Genomic DNA, 26,305 nt, shown 5'->3' with positions numbered 1-26,305 from the left:
CGGCATGGCTTTTTATCAAAGCGCAAGTGAGGAGCTTAGTGTTTAGACTGCTTATCTGAATAAGTTTTTGTGGTGCGTCAATATTATATCGATATTTGGTTTAAAGTTGGTGTTTCATCCTATATGGTTACGTCTTCGCCAGTTATATAGCTTCACTAAAGGATAATAAGAAGCATGAAACAACAAGCAAACAACAGCATATTACGTTTTTTTACCCAAGGTAGCTTAGTGCTGCAAATTCTCATCGGTATTGTTGCGGGTAGTATCTTAGCTATCGCAGCGCCAACGGTAGCGACATCCGTGGGTTTATTTGGTGAGTTATTTGTTGGTGCGCTAAAAGCCGTTGCTCCGGTATTAGTTTTTGTATTGGTAGCGGCGTCTGTTGCTAGCCATAAACGCGGCCAAAATACCCAACTACGCCCGATTATTTACTTGTACCTATTAGGTACCTTTGCAGCTTCGCTTACCGCTGTTGGTATGAGCTTTTTGTTCCCAACAGAACTGATTTTAGTGAGCACGGAGACCTCTGCAAACCCACCGCAAGGCATTGGTGAAGTATTGCATACCTTGTTATTTAAGGTGGTAGATAACCCCATTAGCGCCATTATGAATGGTAACTACATCGGCATTTTAGCTTGGGCAATTGGTTTAGGTATTGCTATGCATAGCGCATCAGATACCACTAAAACCCTGTTTAATGACGTAGCCGCTGGTGTATCAAGTATTGTGCGCTTTGTTATTCGCTTAGCGCCAATTGGTATTTTTGGCTTGGTGGCAAATACCATTGCGCAAACGGGCTTCTCGGTGTTGTTAGGTTACAGCCAGTTGCTATTGGTGCTTATTGGCTCAATGCTATTAATTGCCTTGGTGATGAACCCACTGTTGGTATTCTACAAAATTCGTCGTAACCCTTATCCGCTGGTATTTAAGTGTTTGCGTGAAAGTGGCGTTACCGCATTTTTCACCCGTAGCTCGGCGGCAAACATTCCAGTAAACATGGATTTAGCTAAACGCTTAAATCTAAATGAAGATACCTACTCAGTCTCTATTCCGTTAGGAGCCACCATTAACATGGCCGGCGCAGCGATTACCATTACGGTGTTGTCTCTTGCGGCTGTACATACTTTGGGTATTCAAGTTGATTTTGCTACTGCGCTTTTATTAAGTGTTGTGGCGGCTGTATCGGCTTGTGGTGCTTCGGGTGTGGCGGGTGGTTCGTTACTGCTTATCCCACTAGCATGTAGCTTGTTTGGTGTGTCTAACGACGTAGCCATGCAAGTGGTGGCTGTTGGCTTTATTATTGGTGTATTGCAAGATTCGGCCGAAACAGCCCTAAACAGCTCTACCGACGTATTGTTTACTGCAGCATGTTGCCAAGCAGCAGAAGATAAAGCGTAATTCATTCGCCCTCACATTTTGATGTTTAACAAATGTGAGGGTTTCTCTATACTATTCTTCCAGTCACTACATCATTGTTTAACTCTCCTGCTGTTATTTGTAATAACGCAATAAAATAACTCTATATATCAATAGTGAACTGTTCTTTTTAGCGCCTAATCATTATCATGTTTGCCTTATCAATACGCATAAGGAAGCGCAGTGATTGATTTTTTTAGGTATCTCGGTATATGTTTTATTACTATTCTGTTTTCTTGGTTACCACTCTCCGTGGTTCACGCCAGCTCATCTAATTTTTGGCAAATCTCAACAGTACCAAGCTGGACAGAAGCTGATCTTAACTCGCCTCAAATAGGTGAGGGGCTAGAGTCTTTAGAGTATTTGCTGTATGACGCACAAGTGAACTTGAATTTAGATGTTGTTCAGAGCTTCTATCAATATCGCTACCAAGTTAATGATGCGGCTGGTGTTGAAGATAACTCTGATCTAAGTATTACTTTTAGCCCTGATTATCAAACAGTGGTAATGCATAAGGTTGAGGTTATTAGAAACGGCCAGTCGTCGTCGCGTTTGGTTGAGCATGATGTGCGTTTAGTGGACATTGAACCTGAAAAAAGTAGCAAAATTTATTCGGGGCAAAAGCAGCTACAACTTTGGTTGAAAGATATTCGAGCTGGTGATGTTATCGAATATAGCTACAGCATAGTAGGCTCTAATCCGGTATTTGAAGGCCACTACAGCCACTTTTTTAAGCTGGGCTGGGGCATAGAAGTAAAGCAAGCCAATGTTAGTGTTATTGCACCGAATAAGCGTAAATTGAATCACCAGCTAATAAAAACAGATGTGAAGATTAATGTAGATAAACGGGCCAAAGAGACCCGCTATTCTTTAAGCTTAACTGATGTTCCTGCTTATTACTCTGATGGTGATGAACCATCTTGGGAGTTTTCTCAGCCATATTGGTTAGTCAGCGACTTTGACGATTGGAAAGGTGTAAACGATTGGGCTTTAGGTTTATTTGAACATTCGCCAGGAAAATCGAATGAATTTGATCGCTGGTTGGAAGAGCTGCAAGCACTACCAAAACAGACGGCAGTGGAGCAAGCTATTAGTTTTGTTCAACAAGATATTCGTTATTTAGGGGTTGAGCTTGGCGAAAACTCCCATCGCCCACACGCTCCTGCTGAGGTATTTGATAACCGCTATGGAGATTGTAAAGACAAATCGTTTTTGCTGGTGACCGCGCTTAAATCTCTGGGAATTGATGCCTATCCTGTTTTAGTTTCAACCTATAATCGAAACACCGTCCGAGATTTTATTCCTGCATATAATCTGTTTAATCATGCCATTGTTCGCTTTGATTTTAATGGTAACGAATACTGGATTGACCCCACTAAAAATTATCAAGCGACGAGTTTAAATTATATTGTTCAATCCTCTTTAGGTGATGCGTTGGTGGTTGCCAAAGGTAATAGCTCTTTGTCAGAAATGCCCGACTACCAAGCCATAGATAACCGAATTATATTTGAACAAACCTATAAAGCGGCTGACTATCAGTCACCAGTAGAGTTGCTGATTAAAAGCACCTATACAGGCACACAAGCCGATAGAATGCGTTACCGTGTGGCCAGTAAGAGTGCCAAGCGTATGTCGAAGGAGTACTTAGAGTACTACCAACGTTTATACCCAAAACTTAGCAGCCTACAAGCCGTTCAAGTAGTGGATGACGCTAACACTAATCAACTGACTATTAGTGAATCTTACCTAGTACCAGAATTTTGGACACTATCGGATGGAGAGGCTGTATTTGAACTCTATTCTGATTTAGTTGACAACTTTTTAGATATACCTGACAAGGTTAATCGCCAGCAGTCTTTAGCGTTAGGTTCACCTATTTCTGTCTATCAGCTAACTAACTTAATACTTCCCGAAGATGTTGATTTCTCAAGCCTTATTTCTAGTCGTAATCAGGAAAATCAATTTGTTAAGTTAGGCACTGCTTTTGACTATAAAAAAAGGACTATTTCTTTTAGTCACTCTTATAGCAGCAAAGTTAGGGCTGTACCGCCACAAGATACTGAAAAGTACATAGAGATGATTCGTGAGGCACGCAAAGGCTTAAGTATGAGCTACAGCGTGAGCAATGTTAATGAGGACCGCTCTCAATCGTCGGTGGCAAAATTGGTTGATTACTTACTATCTATAAAACACGCCAAGGTGTTGGAGGCGGATCTATGAAATGGTCTACAGTAATCCTATTATGTGTGTTTCTAAATGCTTGTGCTGCTAACGACAAGCCTGCTGCGCCCTTGGTAAGTGAAAGCAAGACAAAGCAAGTTCACAATAATAGTAGCGAGCGTTTTCACATCGAACTGGTGGAACAACTCAACCAAAATGCAGTAGAAACATTACGCGTACATTTTTCATACGAAGAAAGCGTAGAATATATGAAGAATCAATTTGAGGTTGATTCAATTTCTGAAAAAGATGCTCTGCTGCTGGTAACGATGTTTAGTGATAGGTTTATAGACGTTGCTGGAGAACAGTTAAATACTGAATGGGCTTATGTTGGTAGTGAGCTGGCCAATCATTCTCTAAAAGTGGCTTATTATCGTGCTACAGAGGGGGATGCATTTGCATTTTATAAACTGACTTGGTACTACAGTAAGCTTGTTGACATAGAAAATGTGTTACTGAGTAGCAGCATTAGCTCGATGTTTGTGAGCACGGTTCAGAACGTTGTTTCAAAAGTATCAGACGACGATAATGCTCGCCTTAAGGCCTATTTTGATGATGTAGCAAAAATGGGCACTGATAAGGTGGCATTTTCTTACCAACGTTTGCCTAAGAGCATGCAAACAAATGATTTGGTATTAAGTGTATTGATGGTTTATCACGCGGAAGCCGAAAGCCCAGAAATGCCGGTATCGTTTAAACGCTTTATTGAGTTAGACAAACCTATTCACTCTCGCTTTTATCTCTATTATGCAGACCAAATGGATTACCAAGCTGCTTTAGACTGTATTGAACAGTTACCAGAGGTGGTTAGAAATGATCCTCGCATTCTCGCCGAATTGGCGACTATATATGTTTTGGCTGGTGATGCTGAGACTGCAACAAGGCTATTACACGATGCTATTTTAGAGCATCCTTTCGATTCAAATGGTTACTTTTGGTTGCTGGGCATTTCTTTAAAAACACAAAACTTTGAGCAATCCGAGCTACTGCTAAATGTACTTAGAGACCGTTTCTATGTTGAATACTCACGACAGGATTTGATTGATATAGAGGAAGGCAAAGAGTTTGTTAACTCTAACTTCTATCATCGGTACCAAGCTTATCTGAAAGAGGCTGCGTAGTGTGTAATAAGTAGACCTGCAATGAGCTACAGGTCTACTTATTATTAAGGTTATTTGCTCGCTGCGTTTCGTTTAGCTTGCTCGTATTCAGCTCTTGCTCTGCTGCGCTCCCACAGCGGGCGAAGCATTGGAGTAAATAAAACCAGCGCGGCAATGCTAATAAAGGTAAGGGTTAAGGGGCGCTCCCACAAAAAGCTCAGTTCACCATCGCCAATTAGCAGTGCGCGGCGCAGATTATCTTCTAGCATTCCACCCAAAATAAAGCCCAACAGCATGGGAGCCATGGGGAAATTGAGTAACCTTAGCCCCAGCGCCGCCATACACACCGCCACCATAATGGTGATATCCATACTGTTAAACGACACCAGATATACGCCAGTAATCGAAAACAACAGAATCATTGGGATTAAATAAGGGCGGGGAATATCGAGCAACTTGGCTAAATAGGGAATTAACGGCAAATTGAGGATCAGTAAAATCACGTTGCCAAAATACATAGAGATAATAATCGACCAAAATAGGTCGGGGTGATCAAGGTACATACGTGGGCCCGGCTGAATACCGTAAGCAATTAATGCACCTAACAATACTGCTGTGGTGCCAGAGCCTGGAATACCTAAGGTAAGCAGCGGTACAAAAGAGCCTGTAGACGCAGCATTGTTGGCCGATTCTGGGGCAGCTAAGCCTTTTAACGAACCTTCGCCAAATTTCTTTTTATCCTCAGGGCTGGCTAGATTACGTTCTACACCATAAGCCAAAAATGAGGCGATGGTAGCGCCGGCGCCGGGCAATACACCCACAAAAAAACCTAAGAAAGACGACCTAAGAGTGGGTGCGGCAATAGTTTTCACTTCTTCTTTGGTTAACTTAAGGCTACCCAGTTCTGACATCATTTTTTGTTCTTTAGCACTATTACCGGCATCTTCTGGTTTAAGTACCGACATTAAAGTTTCAGCTAAAGCAAAGGTAGCCATCGCTAATAATAAGAAGCTAAATCCGTCAATTAAATCAAGTTGACCAAAGGTGAAGCGTTCCACGCCTTCGCTTCTATCGGTACCTACAGTGGCAAGCATTAAACCTAATATGGTCATCATTATGGCTTTTAGCACTTGCCCTTTACCTGAGAACGCCGCCACCGCCGATAAACCTAACACCATTAGCGCAAAGTAGTCAGCACTTTGAAAACTTAAGGATACAGAGGCCAAAGCGGGGGCCGCTATTAGCAGCATTATTGCCCCTAAAGTACCGCCAGTAAACGAGGCGTAAGCGGCTACAGCCAGTGCTTTACCGGCTTGGCCTTTTTTGGCTAATGGGTTGCCATCAAAAGCAGTGACTACGGTAGCGCTACAGCCTGGTGCATTGATTAAAATGGAGGAAGAGGATGCGCCAAAAATTGCGCCGTAATATACGCCAGCCATTAAGATAAGGCCTGACGATGGCTCTAAGCTGTAAGTTAGGGGGATCATCAATGCGATGGCGGTAATTGGCCCAAGCCCAGGAAGCATGCCAATAAAAGTACCCACCAAGCAACCTACTACCACCATCATTAAGTTCATGGGCATTATGGCGGTGCCAAGCCCGGTTAAAATTCCGTCTAACATCTGTTACTCCTTGGTTAGCTCAGCGCTTATGCGTTAAACCAGTGCCATAGCTGTCCAGGTTCTAGGTAGATATCGAGTATTTGAGTGAGTAGCGCCCAAAATACTACAGTGAAAATTACTGCTACTGTGGCTGCTTTTTTGTGTTTGGTTTCACCCATAACGCGAAAGCTAACCACTAAAAATATAATGGTGGCTAAAACAAACCCTAACCAATTTACTAGTAAGCCATAGGCAAACATCGCTACCAGCAGCTTAGCTACCGGTTGCCACACCAAGTGTTTTACGCTGACGCGAAAATCACTGCCTCCGGTAATCAGCAAAATTGCCGAGCAAGTAATGCCGCTTAAGGCTAAAAATTGTGGCAAAGTACGGGGGGTGAACGGTTCAAATTCGGCCCCAGAAAATAGCGGGATGTCGTAGCTAAAATAGCCATAAAACAAAGAGAACAGCAGAAAAATTAGGCCGCCAATTCGTTGATTGCTAATTTGCATTGTTAGCTCCATGTATTAAAAAATACCGGTGTCGAACTCGACACCGGTGCTTAACCTAGTACTGCGGGTAAGCAAATAAAGCAGCAAGGGAGTTGCTGGCTAATAGGATTATTTTAGGAAGCCGAGCTCTTTCATTAGGCTACCTACGGTTTCTTCTTGTTGCTCTAAGAAACCAAAGAACTGGCCGTAAGGTACAAAGTTGTTTACCCAACCGTTGCGCGAGCGAACCACTTCCCATTCTTCAGTGGCGTACATAGATTTAAGGAGGTCGGAGAATTTCTCTGCTTGAGCCGGCGTTGTGCCTGGAGCAGCAAAGAAACCACGCCAGTTAGCAAACACAGTATTGTTGCCCATCTCTTTTAGGGTAGGTACTTCTGGCGCATCTTTAACGCGTTTTTCTGCGGTAATAGCAAGGATGCGAATTTGGTCGTTTTTGGCCATTTCCAAGGCCTCACCTAAGCCCGTTGACAGTAAGGCTGTTTCGCCAGAGAGTAAACCCGCCATGGCTTTACCGCCAGCATCATAGGCAACGTAACGTAGCTTCATTGGGTTTAAGCCTTCATTCTTAATGGCTGCTGCTGCAATAAGGTGATCTAGGCTACCGCGTGCACTACCGCCAGCTACTTTTACTTTATTGGGGTTTTCTTTAAAGTCGGCAACCACCTGCTCCCAGTGGGTATATTTGGAGTCGTTACGTACAATTAACGCGCCATAGTCAGCAATGGTGGCAGCAATAGGGGTTAAATCGCGAAACGATTGCGGAAATACTCCGGTAAGTGAGCGAACCACAATAGGGGTAGAGTTAACCATTAAGGTGTGTTCTTGCGTTTTGGCTGTTTCAATTAGGTGAGCAATGGCTTTACCACCGCCGCCGCCACTCATGTTTTGAAATGACACCTTGTCGATAATGCCTGATTTCATTAAGGCTTCACCGGTGCCTCGAGCGGTGCCGTCCCAACCACCACCGGCACCGCCGGGAATAAGAAAATGTATTTCTTCTGCCTGAACTACTCCACTTAGGCTGGTGGCCAATACAGCGGCCCCTACTAATGTTTTTGCCCATTTAATCTTGGCTAACATGTTTTCTCTCCTTGTTACATGGGGGTTCCAGGTTCACTGGAAGCGATTGTTGCCAAGCCTTAAAACTGCTTGCTGACAAACAAAGTTAAATTAATGTTAACGGAAGTGCGCAATATAGAAATGAAAGCCAAGTATTGGCTTTAAAGTCCATATTGGTGATTAAGTGCATATTGTTCACGAGAGCTGTGAAGCCTGCTCGTGCTAAGCTCACTGTTAGTTAATAAGGAAATGTTTAGATGTATCAACAAGCTCGCTTACCCAGTTACCGCGCCCGTTTGCTGCTTATTATGCTGGTTTACAGCCTAATCCAACTTAGCATTGTGGTAGTAACCAGCTATTGGTATGTGAGCGACTCCGAATACCAAGACAAAGGCGAACGCGCGCTAGACGTAGCCAGAGTTGTCGCCAAACTGCCCGACGTAGTAAGCGCCGTGGGACGACGCGACAGCGATAGCTTGCAAACCTTAGCCGAAGAACTACGCCGTACCATGGGAGCCAGTTTTATTGTGGTAGGCGATGTTGAAGGCATTAGATTGGCGCACCCCAAAAGCGAGCGCATTGGCAAGCCCATGGTGGGCGGTGATAACCACGCAGCGCTAGTGTTAGGCCAAGAATATGTCTCTCAAGCCAAAGGATCGTTAGGGGTATCGGTGCGCGGTAAGGTGCCAGTGCGTAATAGCCAAGGCGACATTATTGGCATTGTATCGGTAGGTTATTTGCTCGAAAAAATTGATGTGCAATTACAACCCTATTTGCATTTTATGGCGCTGTTAGTGATGGGGGTGTTATCGCTAAACATGTTAATTGGCTGGTGGTTAGCGCAGCGGATTAAAGATACTTTACTGGGTTTTGAGCCGGAGCAAATGACCCGGCTGTATGCAGAGCTACAAGCCACCCTAAATACCATTCGTGAGGGTGTTATTGCCATCAACCGCGAGGGTATAATTACTAACGTAAATGCCAACGCGATGCGCTTACTGGATAAAGATAAAATCGGCGAGCCAATCAACCCTGTAGGTATGGCTCTGCGTGATTGGTTACCCGATAGCGATATGGTTGAGCTGCTTGACCAACCTCAAGCGCAAAGCGATGTAGAGCTGCTACTTAATGGCCACTTGGTGATTGCTAACCGTATCCCGATGAACGATCACAATCAGCGCTTTATTGGAATGGTATCTAGCTTTCGTCGCAAAGACGAAATCACTTTACTCACTCAGCAGTTATCGCAAATTAAAGCTCACTCAGAAGCCTTACGCGTGCAAAATCATGAGCATTCTAATCAGCTCAATACCATTGCGGGATTAATTCAATTAGGCGAGGGCGATAAGGCCTTGGCCTTTATTGGCCAAGCGAACGATCAGTTTCAAGAATTGATTCACTTTTTAATAGAAGCGGTAGACGACTCAGTAATTGCGGGTTGTATATTGGGTAAATTTCATCGCGCACGTGAGTTGGGATTAGAGCTAAAAATTGACCCCGATAGCAGCTTAACCGACTTACCTGCACATTGTGGTTCAGAGCAAATTGTTACCATAGTGGCTAACCTCTTAGACAATGCCTTTGAAGCCACACGCCACCGCAATACTAGCCAACCGGTATCGCTGTCGATGACCGATTTAGGCAATGACATCATTATAGAAGTAGAAGACTTTGCCGGTGGTATTCAAGATAACTTACAGCCGAGTATTTATGAGCAAGGTGTGACTACTAAAACCCAAGGTGACCACGGTATAGGGTTATATTTAGTCAAAGAAACGGTACAAATTTTACGGGGCAATGTAGAGTTTAGTAGTGACCAATCGGGCACCCGTTTCACCGTGTATATTCCCAAGCAGTTAAAGCAGGAGTAGCGATTTGATTCAGGTTCTTATAGTTGAAGACGACGCGGGCATCGCCGAGATTCACCGCCAATATTTGCTGCGGGTAAGTGATTTTGAAGTATCGGGTATCGCCTTGAGCATTGCCGATGCGATGATCCACATAAACGCTAAACCGCCGCAATTGGTGTTGTTAGACGTATACCTACCAGACGGTACAGGCCTAGAGCTACTAAAACACATTCGTAGCCAAGATCTAGCCATAGATGTAATGCTGCTAACCGCCGCTAAAGAAGCCGCGACCTTGCAAGAGGCACTGCGTAATGGCGTGTTCGATTACATTCTCAAACCCGTGGTATTTCCGCGTTTGCAAGAGTCTCTCAATAATTACCGAAACTATTTACGTAGGCTTGATCAAAATAGCTCTTTTGAGCAGCAAGACGTAGATAAACTCATGCCAATGAGCGAAGGCGTAGTCGGCGAGGCTAAGAAGCGCTTACCTAAAGGGGTAGACGCGGTAACATTGGATAAGGTGCGGGCTTTATTTACCGAGCATTCCGCCTTAACGGCAGAACTTGCGGGTAAGCAAATTGGCAGTAGCAGAACCACTGCAAGGCGCTACTTGGAATATTTAGTCAGTTGTAATGAGCTAAACCCAGAAGTGGCCTATGGTGCAGTTGGTAGACCAGAGCGGGTTTATCATCGGCTTAAGTAGTTTGGCTAAGAACTATATTTAAGCAAACTAGTCGGGTAGGCAGAATACTTTGTTATCTGCACACACAAAAAAGGCTCGCAGTTGCGAGCCTTAGTATTAGCGTTGCAAAAATAATGCTTAGTTTACGGCGCTGTCTGCTTGGCTAGTCATGCTAGAACCAAAGGAAATACCTTGGTCATTTACCTGCATATTCACCTGCGCTTTGATTCGGTAGTCTTTTAACTCTAATAACTCTTCGGGTACTTCTTCACCGCTTAGCTCAATGCCACTTACGATAGGCTCGAACATTTGTTGGTAGTCGATGTACATGCTGAGTAAACCGTTGTTTTGCACCGGCTCTGAGGCTAGCTGCTCACTCACTGTGGCGGCGCGTTCTCCGTTAAATAACACTAAGTGATTACCTTTGAGGGCTAACTTAGGTTGAATGTTCATATTCGGTGGAATAGGTAACAAGCCACTTAAGTCAACTGGGCTACCATCAGCGGGTAAAGCAATACTGGCCAGTTCTGGAGAGAACTGTTTGGCAATATCAAACAGAACGGCTGGGTTATCAGCCGATACGCTGATAATCGCATCTAAGCTCTCTAGTTCTTCAGGTTGGCTAATATCAGCTAATTGGTAGTTAAAGACGGCTATGCCTATGCCTTTAAGGCCGTTCGCCATACCGGTCATCATGCCAACCATGCCTGGGTTTTGCTGCTGCATAGCCATTTGGATCTGGTTTAATGGAGCACATTGGTAGCTTGGTTGCAGCATTTCTTCCCATACTGACAGTAGCGAAGGTACCAGTTGGTTTACATCAATGCCATAGGCCATGCTAAATACCGCATCTTCGGTTTTAGAGGCGTAAGAAGGAATAAAGCCACTCATAGATTGATAGGCTTTTAGCAGTACGTTGTTGTTACTTTCAACCACCATACGAGCGTCAAAGCGACTTTCTTGGTCGCTAATACTTAAATGGTCGAAACCTACCACTGTTTTAGGCCAGTTACTGGTAATACTGGCAAATTCTTGGTCACAAGTAGCATTACGAAGTTCGGTTAAGGATTGATCATTGGCTTTTTCCACCAGCTTAGTAAGGTGTTTGGCCAGCAGGTTACCGTCGGTAGTGGTCATCGCCTTAGCAATGACTTGATGGTTAATAAAGCCGATACCGTCGTCTAAAAATCCATGTTTAGTAAGGCTGTCGCTTATCAGTGTCGTGTCGGCAATAGATTGCTTAGCAGGTAATAAGCCTAGCGCTGTTTCTAACACGGCTTGATCGTTAAAAGAGGTGTTTAGGGTAATGGTAAGCATGTTGTTGTTAATGGCAACTATCAGGTCGGCTGTTTCGTCGTCGCCTTCATCATTTAAGGTGTACGCGCGGTACTCAATACCTTTGATGTTTTGCTTAGTATGGGTGAAACTGCTTTGTTGCTCTGCGCTATCTAACCATGCCCATACAGCCTCGGATTTACTCACTTCTACTTTAATGACCGGCACAGCGCCTAGGGTATAAAAGTAGCTGCGCAGATTATCGGCAAGGCCAAAGGTGTCAACAAAGGTTTGGCCATCTTTTAAGGCGGCGCTGTAGCTGTTAAATAAGGCTAAAAAGAACTTACCACGCGGGTCGCTAATGTCTGCTTCGTCAAAGGCATCTGTAGGTAAGCTTTTGTAAGAGCTAGACAAAGAGTTGATATAGGATTTTACCGGGAATGGCTTCAGTTGGGCTGAGAATATGGCGGTATCAGCTGGTACGTAAGCCAGTACATCATCGCTAGACACCGAGGGCCCCGCTTGTTGTGAATACCAATAACCACCCGCGCTTGCGCCAATCGCTAGCACAGCGCCCGCGATAAGAACTTTTTTCATCTAAAACTCCATTGTATAAATGCCCATAATCTTTAGATGAAACCTATAGGGTTACAGCGCTATGATTACTAAAAAAATCTATTAAATCATTGGCAAAGAATAACTTCAATTAATAAGTAAATTAATAATATGCACTCATTGTATTGAGTTCTCGTCAAGCAATACCAATTGTAAATCGTCTATCCACCCCCAGCTATCGGCGGGCAAATCTGCTTTGATGCTTAGTGATAACTTTCCATCTGTAACTGACACTATTTCTGTACTGTAATGTTGCCAGTTGTTCCACCCTGAAGGGGAAAAACGCAGCGGGTAATGTTTAGTTGTGGTACTGGCCAGCAAGCTAATGCTGCCTTGTTTTAAGGGCTTGCCCATCATGTTAGCACTCAGCTGGTAACGTCCAACTGGAAGCCCTGTAATTTCTTGAGTTAAAGCCACTTTTTGCGATTTTCCTGCCCAATAGTTGAGCGCGTATTGCCCGCTTAAGGCTTGCTCGTTACTGACTTTAAACACCTTACTTGATGAGTGCCAAGGCGCTAAATGACCATCTTCAAAACCAGGGTTAGTGATATGATTTTCTTGATTAGAAACGACTATCCAAGCGTTTACTGGATGTTGAGTGTTGCTTAAGCCACTGAGTGAATAAGTACCTGCTTGCTGACTATTGGGGAGGTTTTTTAATGACCATTGAACCGGGACTTCACGTATAGAATCGTCACTGTATGTGGCTGCAATGGTATCGGGTAGGGTGATGCTTTGATTTTTAGAAAATTGGTAGGTGGGCGTCGCGGTAGACACCAGTATAGGGGCTTCACTTAAGGCATCTTGATGTATCAAGCTAAAGACATTCATTGATGCTAGTACTTTTCCGTTTAGGTCAAATAAGGCTTGGTTTTCCCAAGCATTCCCTTGGCCGGTTACCCACCCTCCGCGCAACCAAGCCGGTTCCCAGTAAAATACGCCTAAGCCTTGCTGCGCGGGTACTGTTGCTACGGCATTAAATATCTCGCGTAACGCGCTGGCTTGGCCTTGAACTGATGCGGTAAAACCACCATCATTTTGTTGTTGTTTGCCAAATATATTATCGGTGTTGTCTAGGTTGTCTAAGGTGTAGGCATAAGCGGTTTCAGCCACCACCACTGGCTTTTTGTAGCGTTGAGATAAGGTGCTGAGGTTGTACTGCAAGGTGTTTATGTCGCCATGCCAATAAGGATAAAAAGACAGGCCAATGATGTCATAGTCCAGCTTGGCTGCAGCAAATGAGTCGAAGGTATTAAGTAACTTTTCTGTATTGCCGCCTTCGCCTAGGTGTAACATTATTGGAAGTGGGCGTTTGGCTAATTGGCTGGCATCTTTGGCGGCAGTTATGCCCGCCTTAATTAATGCGATAGCTGCTGGGCTGGTGATAGTTTTTCCCTTGGGCCACACAAAACCATTATCTATTTCGTTGCCAATTTGCACCATATCCGGAAACACTTGCTGTTGCTGCATATTGGTTAAACTGTTGTAGGTGAATTGATAAAGGGCGTCTTCAAGCTCAGCCTGATCTAGGTTTAGCCATTCGCCAGGTATTCTTTGGTTTTTAGGGTCTGCCCAAAAATCACTGTAATGAAAATCAAGCAATACCTGCATATTGTGTTTTTTGGCCCGCTTAGCGATCTCAATGGCCGTTGCTAGATCGTTGGTACCACCGCCGATCGCCCCCTGTATTGGAGTTTGATGCTTGGTTAGCTCTGTTGACCAATAAACATCGTAAGGCTTGTTCCAAAGCCTAATTCTTACCCAGTTCACGTTATGGTCAGCGAGGATCTTAAATATATCTTGAGCTTGTCCGTGTTGGTCATAAAACCTAGCCCCTTTACTTTCGGCTTCAATAATCGAAGAAAGGTCTACGCCTTTGATTAAGCTATCGTCAATTCCCTCAATGGATTGAACGATGAGGCCTGAAGTTTCTGGCGTGTTTCGCTTGTTGGTGGTTATACCGCTCGACTGGCAGGCCGCTAAATTGACAACGAGTACCATGAACATGAAGTAATGGCGGAGTGGCATGAGTGTGGCTTAGCTTATTGGTTGAATACTGAGTAGATAATCGCAGTTAATCGAAAGGCGTATTGTGAGCGCCATTTTACTCTACAACATTTTTTAAGCGAACTTATCTATATAACTTACAAGGTCTTTTTATTGATTCGATTGTTATTTGGTGATTTAATTTCGCTGTGTTTGATTCAAGGATGAAGTATGAAAACTAGTGTGTTGTTAGGATTTTTCGTGTTAGGCCTTTCGGCTTGTGCAGCAACGGGACCAACGGTGGAAGAAGTGGCTGCCAGTTACCAAACAGAGCTTAATGCGCCCCATAAAGAAACTGTTCGTCAAAGAATTGTAGACAGCTGTTCTTTGGTTCATTACAAAGATACTAAATTTGAGATTGGCTGCTATTTATCAAGCGATGTTATTGTTTATGATTATCGTTTAATTCACAATCGCATGGAGTGGAACCCTCAGGCTGCTGCGTCCGTTACCCAAAAATTACTGAAGAGGGTATGCGAAGATGAGGCCACTTCTGAAGCTCTCAAGTATGGCTTTGGTTTGCTGGTGAACCTTAGAGGAAAGAATGGTTTTGTAGGTAAGGTAAAAACCTATAAAGATTGTCAAAACATCTAGACTTATTTACCCAGAACATCGGTCTATAAGGCTTAAGCAATTGCTTAAGCCTTTTTGTTTGTTTAAACAAGTCCTTCTGGCCACTCGCTCATGGCAAACTCGGGGGTGGCTAAGCCTTGGATATCTTCTAGCTCAATGGCAAATACTCCCCCGCTTAAAGGATAGTTATTTAGTTGTTGAGGGCTCATGCCGGCGCGGGCGCTTACCACATACAGCGTTGTTAGGTTTGGTCCGCCAAAGGCACACTTGGTGACGTTAAGAGCAGGAATCGCTATTTGCCGCTCTAGTATGCCTTCTGGAGTATAACGGCTCACTTGAGCCCCATTGTAATGGGCAACCCATAAATGCTGTTGGGCATCTAGGGTAATCCCATCAGGGTTACCAAAACTGCGGTCTATCTCAAGCCATGGCTGTAACTCATCTAATTGCCCATTATCGCTAATGCTGGCGCGTAAAATTACGAAGTTTTCGGTATCGACAAAGTAGCCATAATGTTGGTTGGCACAAAAGGTAGGGCCATTGGTTACCCAGTATTTCTGTGGCAAGGACTCAAGCTTTAATTGTGGTGTTAAGCGGTAAAACTGGCCGCTGGCTTGCTTAATGGCGCAATCCATAGAGCCTAGCCATAAGTCACCATTTGGGGATACCCAAGCATCGTTTAAGCGATTATCAGGGGCTTGTGGTTCGGGATCAATGAGCGGATAAGTGATGTTGTTGCGTAGCAGTTTAACGCCATCAGCATAGGTGGCAATAAACGTTGGGTGTTCACCCTTTATTTGCGTGGGCAAAATGGCGCTAATCATCGGTTGTTGTTGCCAGGTTTGTTGTTTGCCTGTGGCAGGTTCATAGCGATGCAGGCTTTCTTTTATGATGTCTACCCAATACAAGGCTTGCTCTCGCTCTATCCATATAACACCTTCGCCTAATTGAGCTTGTGCTGGCCAGATACATTCAACCTTGGGCGTATTTGTCATGCCTGTTCCTTTGATTATTGGGTTTAACTTAAGGGGATTTTCTCATCCGAATCGTCGGCGGTCGATGGTAACACTTCATAAAGTGACGATGTTTTGTTTCATGAATAATTTGTACTTTTGCGAATTGGCGCAAGTTGAGGTGATAAGTCTTTAAGTTAGAGAGTTATTTGCTCATGGAATTAGTGATATTGGTAAGCGCGATAATGGCTAAGTTGCGTTTTGTGGAGCTTGCATTCTGTGTTGGGGGTGGGTTTATTGATTATTGTGAGCTAGCTATCTACCGCGCCAAGCAAACCCAAAACAGCGAGTAGTTATCGGCAACTAAGCGTAACTATTATGATGAAATGAGGTTTAGGCTTTACTCGAGCGTTGCAGCTTCTTGCTTTGCTAATGCTCAGCTTAAAATGACTCAGGGATCAGTTTGTACGGATCTTAAGTTTACAATTCAGGAGTATTTTGTGCTATATCCACTTGAGTGACTCGCTTCCTCGCATCCTCTGGTAGCTGATTTAGGCTTATAGCAACGTCTTGGGCCAATTGGCTGATTTGATGATTGCTATCGTTAATCAGCTCCATTGCAATGTCGGCATGAGAGGCATTGCCGGTGCTGAGTAACGCTAACAAAGCATCGGTTCGTATGGTGTCATTGGCGTCGCTAAGTAGAGGCAGAATGTGGGGAACGGCAATATTGTTGTGGGTTTGCGCAAGCGCATATAAGGCTTGGCTACGCTGCTGGTCTTGGTCACTGTTAATGGCAAGTGATTGTTCTGCTACGTAATCTTCAAGTAGGCTAAAGTCGCCACGTTGGGCTAATACTTGTGCACTGACTCGGCGTATATTATCTTCGCTTGTTTGGTCGTAAATAGAGGTAACTAAATAATCAGGCAGAGTCTCTGGTTGTTGACTCCACGCATATAAAGCACGGCTTAAAGCGGCTTGCTGCTGTTCATCTTCACTCTGTAGCAGGGCGTTAATCTTATGTTCTAGTTCGAATGGATGCTCGTTAGCCACCATTAGCAGCGCTTGTAGGCTTGATTCAGTCGCAGTAATCGGAGAAGAGGAGGCTTCCATTTTAGCTGTGTTGGCGTGTTGACTAAGCGAAACGGGAATTCTGGGAGCATTGCACGGAGAGTCTACATTTTGAGTGCCGACTAGGCCTTGCTGATCCGCCTGTTGTAACTGAGCCTTGGCATGTTCTAAGTTTAATTGCAGCTGTTCAATGTCGTTTTTTAAATCTGTGATGATCTGGCGATTTACCTCCGCATTTGGCTTGCTTACAAATATGACGATTAGCACTACTAACATAATTAAACTTGGAGTCATCACCATCGCTATTTTTATTACACGCATCATCATCACCAAAACTGTTGAATCAGGCAAGAAACGGCCAGAGACCGTCTCTTCCAAAGCTAAATGCGATTAAGCAGTTAGTTGAACTTAAATTGCTGATTACTGCCGTTATGGCAAGAATATTGATTAACGTTAGCGCCGTTATTTTGGCTAGAGCTTGCTACCTCAACACATTTACTGCTGTGTTTAGCTTGCAAGGTAAACCAACCGCCGCCCTGGTCATACAGTTTAAATTGTTGGTTGCTGCCGTTATGACAAGCGTATTGATGAATATTGGCGCCATTGTTGGTTGATGGCCCAGCAACATCTAAACACTTCCTGCTGTGTTGAGCTTGAATGGTGTACCAACCGTTCCCTTGACTGTAAAACTTCCATTTTTGGTTGTTGCCACCACCGCAGTTATATTGCTGGATATTAGCGCCGTTGTTGTTACTTACACTGGCTACGTCTAAACATTTCTTACTGTGTTTAGCTTGTAAGCGCACAGCATAATTGGGGGGTGTTACGCCATTCCCACCGTTGCCGTTGTCACCGCCGCCATTATCACCACTTTCGCTTTCGCTAACAGTGATGTTTGAACTGCCGCTGCTGTGATAACCTTCGGTTCCCATAACCATGTAATCGAAGCTGCCTAACTGCAGGCCGCTGCGCGCCCATGCATCAAAGTGGTTACCGGTTGTGATGGTTCCGCTGGAACGTTTGTTACGACGAATGCTCCAGTATTGATAAAAGGTGGCATTGCCTTCAATAGAAGGTTTGTTTACACGCTGAGTACGGTACAGATCGTAAGTGCCACCGTCGGTGGTTACCGTACCCAGGTTTTGAGCGCCGGTGCTTGGGTTAAAACCGATCCAGTTTTCAACGACGTAATACTCCACTAATGGGTTTCGAGTCCACCCATATAGCGCCAAATAACTGGTTCCGTTCGCTTGGTAGCTCCCCGAATATTTGACGTTTTTACGGCCACCTGGCTTCCAACCTTTTCCGCCTACCCAGTTTTCAACGTTGGACCAGCTTGATTGGTAATTACCACCGTTACCTAAGGTGAAGGTGGCTTCATTACTGCCATTGTTCTCTGACCAAAACGAATAGAAGTATCCATTGTGGTAGCCAGTTTGGTTACTCGTCAGTGTTTGTGCTTGAGCTGACGAAACGGAAACGATGGCGGCACAAGCGATTGCCGTGGCGAAGCCTTTCCCGCTTATCGCCACTTTTGCGACGGTACGTAAGGTTGATGCTATTGCTGTTGTTTTCATTGTTATTCCTCATAGGATTACACAAATGAATCGAAGAACTGCAAGGCTTCGCTCATCCAAGTTATTGGCGTGGGAGTTTTATCCGACGCCTCGGTTTGTGAGTACTAAAACAGGAGTGAGTCAATGCTGCCTTTTCGGCGAGCTTGTGCTTTCGTGAAGACCACTTTAGTTCGAACTCGTTTATTTTTTGACACCCATTTCACTGATATGCAGTGAGTAAATAGATGACTTTAGCCGTTATTTTTCATTTAACGACAAGGTGTTAGCGTTAACATATCTACTTGTTCGATTTCTTATATTTACTGGTTTAGCCAGAAGAAACCTAAGCGCACCCTTAATGTGGGTGGTTTTTGAACGCTGTAAGATTAAAGTCCTGAGAGTTGGCTTGGTCAATGTACTGAATGGAGTTATTGTCTGAATATGTAACGCCTATCGGTTGTAAACTCGACATTGCTCACGAAATACATATCGTGGAAGTCAATCATATAGGGGAAGGGGACAGGTTATTTTTGGTGATATTTGATAATTTTATCAAGCTCTTAGTAAACTGACATGAAAATTTACAGAGTTGAAGGTGGCTAAAATTAGTTCAAAATTTCACACGGTATAACAATTTTTTCTCTTATTGATGAGAAGGTTTGCAATGGTGAAAAAGGATAACTGTAAATGATAAAACATGAGGGCCTTGATGTGTTCGTGTCAGCCTTGTATTAAAGCGAGGCAGCCAAGCAAGATCTGCTCGACCACCGCTTGGTTTTGTTAGTTGTGCTGTTTAATACCTATTCCTTGATAGTTTACTTCACTAATCGGTAAACCTTGCCACTCACCTACCTTGCTAGCTTGAGCTTGTTTCGCTTGATAGAAGTAAGGCTGACGCAAGGCCGCTTGGTTGGCTGGCATAGCAAAATATAATCTTGCTGGTTCCCCATTAAGTTGTGCGCTAGTTAAGTAAGCGACTAAAGCATGCTCAAGGGAGTGATAATCACTTTTCCAAAGATGTATTTTTAAGCCTTTGTTCGCTACTGGATAGGTGCCACCATCTTCAGCAATAAAGCGGTCAAACCATTGCGGATAGGTACTGGCTAAGTAGTGGCTAGCACTGGGATCAACTAGCGCCAGTGTTGCCGCTGATTGATCCAGCTCTGCGTATTCCCACCAAATAGCGGGAGCGCCGTTGGGCAAACGTCGCCAACCGCCTTCCCCATGTTCAATAAATGCGGCGTCTAAGGTTTGTTTTAAGCCTGCTTGGCTTTGCCGAGCGAGTTTGCTATTGCCCAAATATTCAGCGGCTAGCCACGTCATCCACCATGATTTAGCGGTATGACCAAAATCGTTATGCCGAGCTGAATCTAGTTGGTATTCTTGACCATGTTTGGTCCCCCAAAAACGAAACTCTTGAGGGCGAAGAAATTGACTTATGATGGTATCGAGCAGTTTAGCAAGGTCAGTGTCCCATTGGCTTTTGTGAGGCTCAGGTAAGAGGGGGGATACCAGCAACATGTAGCCGTTAATTTGATCCAGTTGGGCGACCAGTTCTATTTCATCGCCGCTACCGTTATTTGAAGGCGCGTTTACCCAGCGCAGTCGCTGGCTATCAGCATCCCAGTATTGTTCAAAAATATAGTCTTTTACTTTAAGTATGTCGGCGAGCACTTGTTGGTCACCGCTTAGGTAATAGTAGAAAGCCATACCTAATTGAGCATAGGCTAAGTCTTGAGTGGTACGTTGCTGGGCTGAGTATATGGATCGGCCAGCTTCTCTTACGCTAATTACCGAACCTTGTTCTTCAAGTAAGTGTTCGCGTAAATAATCAACGCCTGCTTTGGCTAGTTCTAGCGCTTGCTTGTCTCCGGTGAGGTGAAAAATCACACCGTATACAAAGGTGTGTCTAGCTTGCATGCGGGTATAACTCTCACCAAGGTGAGGTTTCATCCATTCGGGAGCAAAAGCTAAATCATCACAGGGTTCCATTTGTTGATACAGCGAACCGTCGTTACAACGATAAGTAGGGAAGTTACCTATAGGGTGTCCAGCAGCGTCTTGATGTAGCCAAAAGGGGGCAAGTTCTTTTTCAACACTCTCGAGCCAGCGCTGGGCTGAAGGAATTGCGGGGGCTGTCGCTTGGGAATTGCCGCTAGCTAATAAACAAACACTAAGCAAAACACGTTTCATACCACATCCTTATACAACTTAAGAGTTTGATTTTATTGTATATGGGCTTTGAAAAAATATAGTGCTTAAAACCACAGTTTAGATATGGTTATGTTTTTTAATGCGTATTAATTAAAAAACGCTTAGTGAAGACATTCTCTAAGCGTTGATACGGTTTATCGATGTTGGCTAATCATCCTCGCTGTTTGCGATGACGAGATCCTGATTGAACAGACTTAACCATTTTGCCAAATTCTTTATCGCTAGCTCTGCGCTCTGCAATACTGGCCGCATTGAATTGTTGCTCACGCATTAACTTTTGGTAATTCACTAAACGGCGTTCGTCTAGTTCACCTTGGTCAATCGCTAGCCGTACTTGGCAACCCGGTTCACTATTGTGTTGGCAGTTGGCAAACTTACATTGCTCGGCTAATTCAGTGATGTCATTAAAGGTCGCATTTACGCCTTCTTCACAATCACTAAGCTGCAACTCGCGCATTCCAGGAGTATCAAGTAACAATCCACCTTCCGCCATTAAATGCATCGAGCGCGCAGTGGTGGTATGGCGGCCTTTACTATCGCTTTCTCTTATTGCACCTGTTTGGCTCGTTGCCTCACCTAATAAAGTATTAATTAGGGTTGATTTACCTACGCCAGAAGACCCCATAAACGCGACTGTTTGGCCTTGTTTACACCATGCTGCAAGTTTGGCTACATCATTGGTATCTAATGCATTCACTGCTTCAACCATTAACAATGGGTCAAGCCGTTGAACTTGTTGTTGATAGTGTGGAACATCATCACACGTATCGGCTTTGCTTAACACCACTACAGGGTCAACCTTAGCCTCATTGGCTAATGCCAAATAGCGCTCTATGCGGCTTAAATTAAAGTTGCTATTTAACGAGCAAACAATAAATACCGTATCAACATTGGCAGCGATTAACTGCAATTCGGCGCGTGTTCCTACTGCTTTACGGCTAAATAACGTGGCTGGTTCCAGCTGTTTTATAAAGCTGGACTCACCGGTGTCTTGTGTGTTGATGAGCAGCCAATCACCCACCGCCATTTTAGGCATATTGGCAGTAATGTTGAGCCGTTGCATACCCGATTCTGTTGCCAGCAGATACTCACTACGGTGTTGCTCAAATACCCGAGCAGGCACAGATGAACTGAGCTCGTTTAAATTTAGTTGTTGTTGAAAAAAGGGTTTCCATCCAAGTTGCGATAGAGAAAAAGAAATACTCATTGAGATTACCCCAAAGCACATAGGTGCTGTGTTTAAAATTATAGGGGTCGTTATAACGCCCCGGCACGAACCGGGCTGAGCAGGAGAGAACGACTATGCGTTTTCCTGAGCCCGTGGAGTATTGATTACAATCATTATGAATCCTCGCTGGTGATTTAAAATCGCCTAAATAATATCAAAATTCTAGGGCTTTACCCATAATTAATTGAATGACTTCGTGGCATTGTTCGGTCCTTAAAGTAAGCGAAATAAATATGTGCCAATTTAAAACGTTTAAGTAAGTCACTGCGTATTATCAGTAAAGTGATAGTAAATAAAATGAATTAAGTGATAGGGGACTGCGAAATGCACTATTTTCGACCTGCCAGCGAGCGAGGCTTAGCAGATTTGGGTTGGCTGAAAAGCCGGCATAGCTTTTCATTTTCCCATTACTACGACCCTCAACATATGGGGTATTCAGTATTAAGGGTGATTAACCAAGACCACGTGGCTCCTGGTAAAGGTTTTGATACTCACCAGCACAGAGAGATGGAGATTATTTCTTATGTTACCAAGGGCGTGGTAGAGCATATTGATAGTTTGGGTAATCGCTACCAAGTACCTGCTGGTGACATTCAAGTGATGAGCGCTGGCACTGGCGTTAGTCATTCAGAATATAATGCCTCTCAGTCACAATCCTTAGAATTTTTACAAATATGGATTAAGCCGCAGCAAAAAGGTTTAGCTCCCGGTTATCAGCAAGCCTCCATAAATCAGCAATCACCACTCACTGCCTTAGTAACCCATGACGGTCGAGATGGTTCATTAATACTCAATCAAGACGCTGCCATTTACCGTTTATTGTTACCCGCTAATAGCCAATTCAATCTAGAAGTGCTTAAAGCATGCGGTTATTTGCAGGTGATATCGGGGGCGGCAAATTTAAAGCAAGCATCTGGCTTTAGCTATACTGTGCGGCCTGGCGATGGCGTGGGCTTGTCGGGTGAGCAAGCGATGACCATTTTGACCGAAGACCATCCTTTGGAAGCATTATGGTTTGATTTACCTAGCGCTTAAGTGGCGCGTTTTCATCATTCAAAACAGCCAAGCTTGCAGAGTGTTGGGTTTTGTTGTTACTTCACAGTATTAATGTCTTTCTATCGACTGAAGCCCACCTCTTGAATTTTCACTATTAACATTTTGTTAACGTGGCTCACAGTTCCGCCTATTTTTTGTACGATCTTTCTTTTTACACTAATGATAGCTTTCATCTGGTATTGGCGTTTTTTTAAGCGCTGCTATGGTTTGTGCTGCATACGATATAAAAACAGCTCGCTCTACCAATAAGGGAGCTAAATAAGAGTGATATCAAAATAAAATATTGGCATCACTCGCGTGCAGACATTATATATGAGGATGAAAGGAATGATCTTTAATAAACCAACATTGGCGCTGATTGGCCTAACGGTGCTGTCACCGCTCTGCTCAGCCGAAGTGTTACAAAAGTTTGAGTTAGAGAATGGCAGTTTGCTGCCGGGGTATTCGGGTTTAATTGATAGCCCGTTTAACGGAGTGGCTGCCTACGCCGATAACGATGGCGTAGAGGCTCAAGTCCAACTAAGTAATATACCGGGTCAATTTCGTTTAGATATTCGCGGTGCTAGCAGCGCTAATAATACTGCCGGTATTAGTGTCTATTTGGCCGGCAAAAAACTCGGGGCTACCGAGTTCTCAGGGACCAGTGCCTCGGTAAACAGCATTAGCTTTAAGCTAGATGCTCAACCCAGCTCTTCTACCCTGCAATTTAAGTTGGAAACCGATAACGGTAGCAACGATACCTTATTAGATTGGTTTGAATTACATCGTGTTGGTGATGTTGCGCCACCACCACCGCCACCGGTATTACCTAGCGCAGGCGCCTATGAAACGGGTGTTTATCGTAATATGTTTGCAGAGTTGGGATATTCTCAAGCCGAAGTGGATGCCAAAGTCCAAGCGGTTTACGACCAGCTATTTCATAGTAGTGACACCGCCAACAAAGCCTTGTTTATCCCGGTAGGTAATGACATGGCTTATATCTGGGATGTAGGCAATAACGACGTGCGTAGTGAAGGCATGTCTTATGGCATGATGATGGCCGTGCAAATGGGCCGACAAGAAGACTTCAACAAGTTGTGGAAGTGGGCACATACCTATTCGTTAAATAAATCAGGCAATAACAAAGGTTATTTTGCATGGAAGGTAAGCACTAGCGGCAATATACAAGATGCCAATCCAGCGCCTGATGGCGAGGAATACTTTGTTACGGCGTTATTTTTTGCATCCCACTTGTGGGGGGATGGTAGCGGTATTTATAATTATCGTGAACAAGCCAATCAGATCCTAAAAGATATGTATGGTAATGGCGAAACTCGCTACAACAACCAAGGGCAACTTGAAGAATTCAGCTTGTTTAACCATGCGGAAAACCAAATTGTATTCTCGCCAGCAACTCCCACTGACAGAAACTGGACCGATCCGTCTTATCACCTACCGGCCTTTTACGAATTGTGGGCTCGCTGGGCCGATAATAATAATGATTTTTGGGCAGGCTTAGCAGTAACTAGTCGTGAATTTTTAAAAACCACGGTTAACCCTGCTAATGGTTTAAGCCCAGACTACGCCTATTTTGATGGTACTCCACATGGTGACTTCCAACACTGGAAAGATACCTTCCAATACGACGCTTGGCGCACTGTAGGTAACGCTGCAATGGACTTTGCATGGTGGCAAAATGATCCTTGGCAAACCGATTATGTAAACGCTTTGCAAGGTTTTTTCCAGAGTGAAGGCATTGATTCTTACTCAAGTTTGTATGAGTTAGATGGTACGCCTTACCAAAACAATTCTGATCATTCACCGGGCTTAGTCGCGATGAATGCTTTAGCCAGTTTAGCCTCTGATAACGAACGCTCTTGGGAGTTTGTGCAAGCCTTTTGGGATACCCCTGTACCCAGCGGAAAATACCGTTATTACGATGGTACTTTATACATGTTTGGTATGTTGGCCCTGAGTGGTAACTATCGCATCATCTGTCCAGCGGGTGAGTGTGATGTGGTTACGCCTCCACCAACCGGTGGAAATAAGCCTCCGGTTGCGAACAACGATAGTGCAAGTACCCAGCAAGATACGGCTGTTAATATTCAAGTTCTACAAAATGACAGCGACGCCGATGGTGATAGTTTAACTATTACCAGCTTTACTCAAGCCGGTAACGGCAGCGTTAGCCAAGTAGGTAACGCCTTAAGTTATACGCCAAACAGTGGTTTTGTAGGTAGTGATAGCTTTAGTTATACCCTTAGTGACGGACAAGCTAGCGCGAATGCTAGTGTAGCTATTACGGTAAGTGCTAACGATGGCGGTGGTACACCACCAGTAGAAGGCGAGCTGTTAGAGCAAGTACAGTTGGAAAATGGTGTGATTTCGCCATCTTATCGTCAACCTATTACCTCTCCCTATGCCGGGGTTATTCTTTACGGTAACTCTGAAGCAGTAACAGTAAATACCAGCAACTTGAACGCGGGTTCTTACCGCTTAGTTATCAATGGTTCGTCAAGTAATAATACCGCTGCAGGAATCAGTGTTTATGCGGGGTCTCAAAAGATCGGAACAAGCAGCTTTAGTGGTACTAGTCGCACAGAGCAGACCATAAACTTTAGTTTAAGTAGTAGTGTTAGTTCCTTGAAGTTTGTATTGGAAAGCGATGTAGGCCAAAACGACACCTTGTTAGATTGGTATAAGCTTTACAGTGGTAGCAGTACCGGTGGTGGTAACCCCGTTGCGCCAAGTGAGGTATTGCTGCAAGCGGAAGATTACACTCAGTTTTATGATACCAGCAGTGGTAACGCGGGTGGCAGTTACCGCAGTGATGATGTTGATTTGCAAATCACCTCTGATCTCGGTGGCGGTTACAACCTAGGTTGGACAGCAGCTGGAGAGTGGTTGGAATACAGCGTAGATTTAGCCGCCGGCACCTATCAAATTGAGGTTCGGGTAGCGTCTAACCCAGGCGGTGGTCAATATAACATTGAGTTGGCTGGCCAGCAGGTGGTCGCTGCTACTAATGTAGGTGCTACTGGCGGTTGGCAAAACTGGCAAAGCCAAATGCATAACAATGTAGTGGTTGATGGCGGTCAGCAAACGCTGCGTTTTAATATTCAGCAAGGTAACTTCAATCTTAACTGGATCAAATTTATTCCCGTTAATTAATGAGTATGGGATAAGTAAAAGAACATGGCCGTTTTTTGCCATGTTCTTTTTATCGCTAGATTTAGGGGATTTGCGAATAACCTTCCGAATCAAACTACATTGACACCAGCTATCAATGGTTGTCAGCG

The 26,305-nt window shown here is 44.2% G+C and carries 18 protein-coding genes; 8 read left to right on the top strand and 10 right to left on the bottom strand.

Annotated features, from left to right (window positions below; translation table 11 throughout):
- Positions 1-174: 174 nt before the first annotated feature.
- The 3 genes from sstT (at position 175) to ACVFI8_RS04760 (ending at position 4,757) form a co-directional block, all read left to right on the top strand.
- Positions 175-1,398 (top strand): serine/threonine transporter SstT, encoded by a 1,224-nt coding sequence (sstT, locus tag ACVFI8_RS04770; protein ID WP_457873165.1) that lies wholly within the window; start codon positions 175-177, stop codon positions 1,396-1,398.
- Positions 1,399-1,599: 201 nt separating this feature from the next.
- Positions 1,600-3,636, top strand: a complete 2,037-nt coding sequence (locus ACVFI8_RS04765; RefSeq protein WP_457873164.1) for a DUF3857 domain-containing transglutaminase family protein — start codon at positions 1,600-1,602, stop codon at positions 3,634-3,636.
- A complete protein-coding gene (locus tag ACVFI8_RS04760) occupies positions 3,633-4,757 on the top strand; it encodes a tetratricopeptide repeat protein (protein WP_457873162.1) in 1,125 nt (374 codons plus the stop codon). Before ACVFI8_RS04765 ends, ACVFI8_RS04760 begins: the two co-directional genes overlap by 4 nt.
- Positions 4,758-4,807: 50 nt before the next feature.
- Here the strand turns inward: ACVFI8_RS04760 and ACVFI8_RS04755 are convergent, their stop codons facing one another.
- From ACVFI8_RS04755 to ACVFI8_RS04745, 3 genes are all read right to left on the bottom strand, one after another.
- On the bottom strand, positions 4,808-6,358 hold the full coding sequence (locus ACVFI8_RS04755; protein WP_457873161.1) for a tripartite tricarboxylate transporter permease: 1,551 nt from the start codon (positions 6,356-6,358) through the stop codon (positions 4,808-4,810).
- A 26-nt stretch (positions 6,359-6,384) separates the two neighbouring features.
- Complete coding sequence (locus ACVFI8_RS04750; protein WP_457873160.1) at positions 6,385-6,849, bottom strand: tripartite tricarboxylate transporter TctB family protein; 465 nt, start codon at positions 6,847-6,849, stop codon at positions 6,385-6,387.
- A 108-nt stretch (positions 6,850-6,957) separates the two neighbouring features.
- Positions 6,958-7,929, bottom strand: coding sequence for a tripartite tricarboxylate transporter substrate binding protein (locus ACVFI8_RS04745; protein ID WP_457873159.1), 972 nt, complete (start codon positions 7,927-7,929; stop codon positions 6,958-6,960).
- 236 nt (positions 7,930-8,165) lie between these two features.
- Here ACVFI8_RS04745 and ACVFI8_RS04740 point away from each other — a divergent pair, with 236 nt between their 5' ends.
- Positions 8,166-9,779 carry an ATP-binding protein gene (locus ACVFI8_RS04740; protein ID WP_457873157.1) on the top strand — a complete coding sequence of 538 codons (1,614 nt, stop codon included), beginning with the start codon at positions 8,166-8,168 and terminating at the stop codon, positions 9,777-9,779.
- A 4-nt stretch (positions 9,780-9,783) separates the two neighbouring features.
- Positions 9,784-10,461, top strand: a complete 678-nt coding sequence (locus ACVFI8_RS04735; protein WP_457873155.1) for a response regulator — start codon at positions 9,784-9,786, stop codon at positions 10,459-10,461.
- A 117-nt stretch (positions 10,462-10,578) separates the two neighbouring features.
- Here ACVFI8_RS04735 and ACVFI8_RS04730 read toward each other — a convergent pair whose 3' ends face one another.
- Complete coding sequence (locus ACVFI8_RS04730) at positions 10,579-12,312, bottom strand: hypothetical protein (protein ID WP_457873154.1); 1,734 nt, start codon at positions 12,310-12,312, stop codon at positions 10,579-10,581.
- A gap of 135 nt (positions 12,313-12,447) precedes the next feature.
- The gene (locus tag ACVFI8_RS04725; RefSeq protein WP_457873153.1) at positions 12,448-14,358 is read right to left on the bottom strand and encodes a glycosyl hydrolase 53 family protein; all 1,911 of its coding nucleotides are present in this window, start codon (positions 14,356-14,358) and stop codon (positions 12,448-12,450) included.
- A 189-nt stretch (positions 14,359-14,547) separates the two neighbouring features.
- On the opposite strand from ACVFI8_RS04725, the gene ACVFI8_RS04720 reads away from it, so the two are divergent.
- Positions 14,548-14,970, top strand: a complete 423-nt coding sequence (locus ACVFI8_RS04720) for a hypothetical protein (protein ID WP_457873151.1) — start codon at positions 14,548-14,550, stop codon at positions 14,968-14,970.
- Between the two features lie 62 nt (positions 14,971-15,032).
- Here the strand turns inward: ACVFI8_RS04720 and ACVFI8_RS04715 are convergent, their stop codons facing one another.
- The 5 genes from ACVFI8_RS04715 to rsgA all read right to left on the bottom strand — a co-directional run bounded on the left by ACVFI8_RS04715 (position 15,033) and on the right by rsgA (position 21,950).
- Positions 15,033-15,944, bottom strand: a complete 912-nt coding sequence (locus tag ACVFI8_RS04715) for an SMP-30/gluconolactonase/LRE family protein (protein ID WP_248714609.1) — start codon at positions 15,942-15,944, stop codon at positions 15,033-15,035.
- 438 nt (positions 15,945-16,382) lie between these two features.
- The gene (locus ACVFI8_RS04710) at positions 16,383-17,351 is read right to left on the bottom strand and encodes a HEAT repeat domain-containing protein (RefSeq protein ID WP_457873149.1); all 969 of its coding nucleotides are present in this window, start codon (positions 17,349-17,351) and stop codon (positions 16,383-16,385) included.
- Between the two features lie 20 nt (positions 17,352-17,371).
- On the bottom strand, positions 17,372-18,550 hold the full coding sequence (locus ACVFI8_RS04705; protein WP_457873148.1) for a glycoside hydrolase family 11 protein: 1,179 nt from the start codon (positions 18,548-18,550) through the stop codon (positions 17,372-17,374).
- Positions 18,551-19,309: 759 nt separating this feature from the next.
- Positions 19,310-20,722: a hypothetical protein gene (locus ACVFI8_RS04700; RefSeq protein WP_457873147.1), complete on the bottom strand. Its 1,413-nt coding sequence runs from the start codon at positions 20,720-20,722 to the stop codon at positions 19,310-19,312.
- 172 nt (positions 20,723-20,894) lie between these two features.
- On the bottom strand, positions 20,895-21,950 hold the full coding sequence (gene rsgA / locus ACVFI8_RS04695; RefSeq protein ID WP_248714611.1) for a ribosome small subunit-dependent GTPase A: 1,056 nt from the start codon (positions 21,948-21,950) through the stop codon (positions 20,895-20,897).
- A 345-nt stretch (positions 21,951-22,295) separates the two neighbouring features.
- Here rsgA and ACVFI8_RS04690 point away from each other — a divergent pair, with 345 nt between their 5' ends.
- Both ACVFI8_RS04690 and ACVFI8_RS04685 read left to right on the top strand, forming a co-directional pair.
- Complete coding sequence (locus ACVFI8_RS04690; protein WP_248714612.1) at positions 22,296-23,006, top strand: pirin family protein; 711 nt, start codon at positions 22,296-22,298, stop codon at positions 23,004-23,006.
- 348 nt (positions 23,007-23,354) lie between these two features.
- Positions 23,355-26,177 carry a glycosyl hydrolase family 8 gene (locus ACVFI8_RS04685; RefSeq protein ID WP_457873146.1) on the top strand — a complete coding sequence of 941 codons (2,823 nt, stop codon included), beginning with the start codon at positions 23,355-23,357 and terminating at the stop codon, positions 26,175-26,177.
- Positions 26,178-26,305: the final 128 nt, after the last annotated feature.

It is taken from the genome of Agarivorans sp. MS3-6 (assembly GCF_054112545.1).
This window is presented reverse-complemented; position numbering and strand designations above follow the sequence as displayed.

Bases quoted from the DNA above. Each gene is read 5' to 3' on its own strand.
- sstT (WP_457873165.1), top strand. From the start codon at position 175: ATGAAACAACAAGCAAACAACAGCATATTACGTTTTTTTACCCAAGGT.
- ACVFI8_RS04760 (WP_457873162.1), top strand. From the start codon at position 3,633: ATGAAATGGTCTACAGTAATCCTATTATGTGTGTTTCTAAATGCTTGT.
- ACVFI8_RS04755 (WP_457873161.1), bottom strand. From the start codon at position 6,358: ATGTTAGACGGAATTTTAACCGGGCTTGGCACCGCCATAATGCCCATG.
- ACVFI8_RS04750 (WP_457873160.1), bottom strand. From the start codon at position 6,849: ATGCAAATTAGCAATCAACGAATTGGCGGCCTAATTTTTCTGCTGTTC.
- ACVFI8_RS04745 (WP_457873159.1), bottom strand. From the start codon at position 7,929: ATGTTAGCCAAGATTAAATGGGCAAAAACATTAGTAGGGGCCGCTGTA.
- ACVFI8_RS04740 (WP_457873157.1), top strand. From the start codon at position 8,166: ATGTATCAACAAGCTCGCTTACCCAGTTACCGCGCCCGTTTGCTGCTT.
- ACVFI8_RS04730 (WP_457873154.1), bottom strand. From the start codon at position 12,312: ATGAAAAAAGTTCTTATCGCGGGCGCTGTGCTAGCGATTGGCGCAAGC.
- ACVFI8_RS04725 (WP_457873153.1), bottom strand. From the start codon at position 14,358: ATGCCACTCCGCCATTACTTCATGTTCATGGTACTCGTTGTCAATTTA.
- ACVFI8_RS04720 (WP_457873151.1), top strand. From the start codon at position 14,548: ATGAAAACTAGTGTGTTGTTAGGATTTTTCGTGTTAGGCCTTTCGGCT.
- ACVFI8_RS04715 (WP_248714609.1), bottom strand. From the start codon at position 15,944: ATGACAAATACGCCCAAGGTTGAATGTATCTGGCCAGCACAAGCTCAA.
- ACVFI8_RS04705 (WP_457873148.1), bottom strand. From the start codon at position 18,550: ATGAAAACAACAGCAATAGCATCAACCTTACGTACCGTCGCAAAAGTG.
- ACVFI8_RS04700 (WP_457873147.1), bottom strand. From the start codon at position 20,722: ATGAAACGTGTTTTGCTTAGTGTTTGTTTATTAGCTAGCGGCAATTCC.
- rsgA (WP_248714611.1), bottom strand. From the start codon at position 21,950: ATGAGTATTTCTTTTTCTCTATCGCAACTTGGATGGAAACCCTTTTTT.
- ACVFI8_RS04690 (WP_248714612.1), top strand. From the start codon at position 22,296: ATGCACTATTTTCGACCTGCCAGCGAGCGAGGCTTAGCAGATTTGGGT.
- ACVFI8_RS04685 (WP_457873146.1), top strand. From the start codon at position 23,355: ATGATCTTTAATAAACCAACATTGGCGCTGATTGGCCTAACGGTGCTG.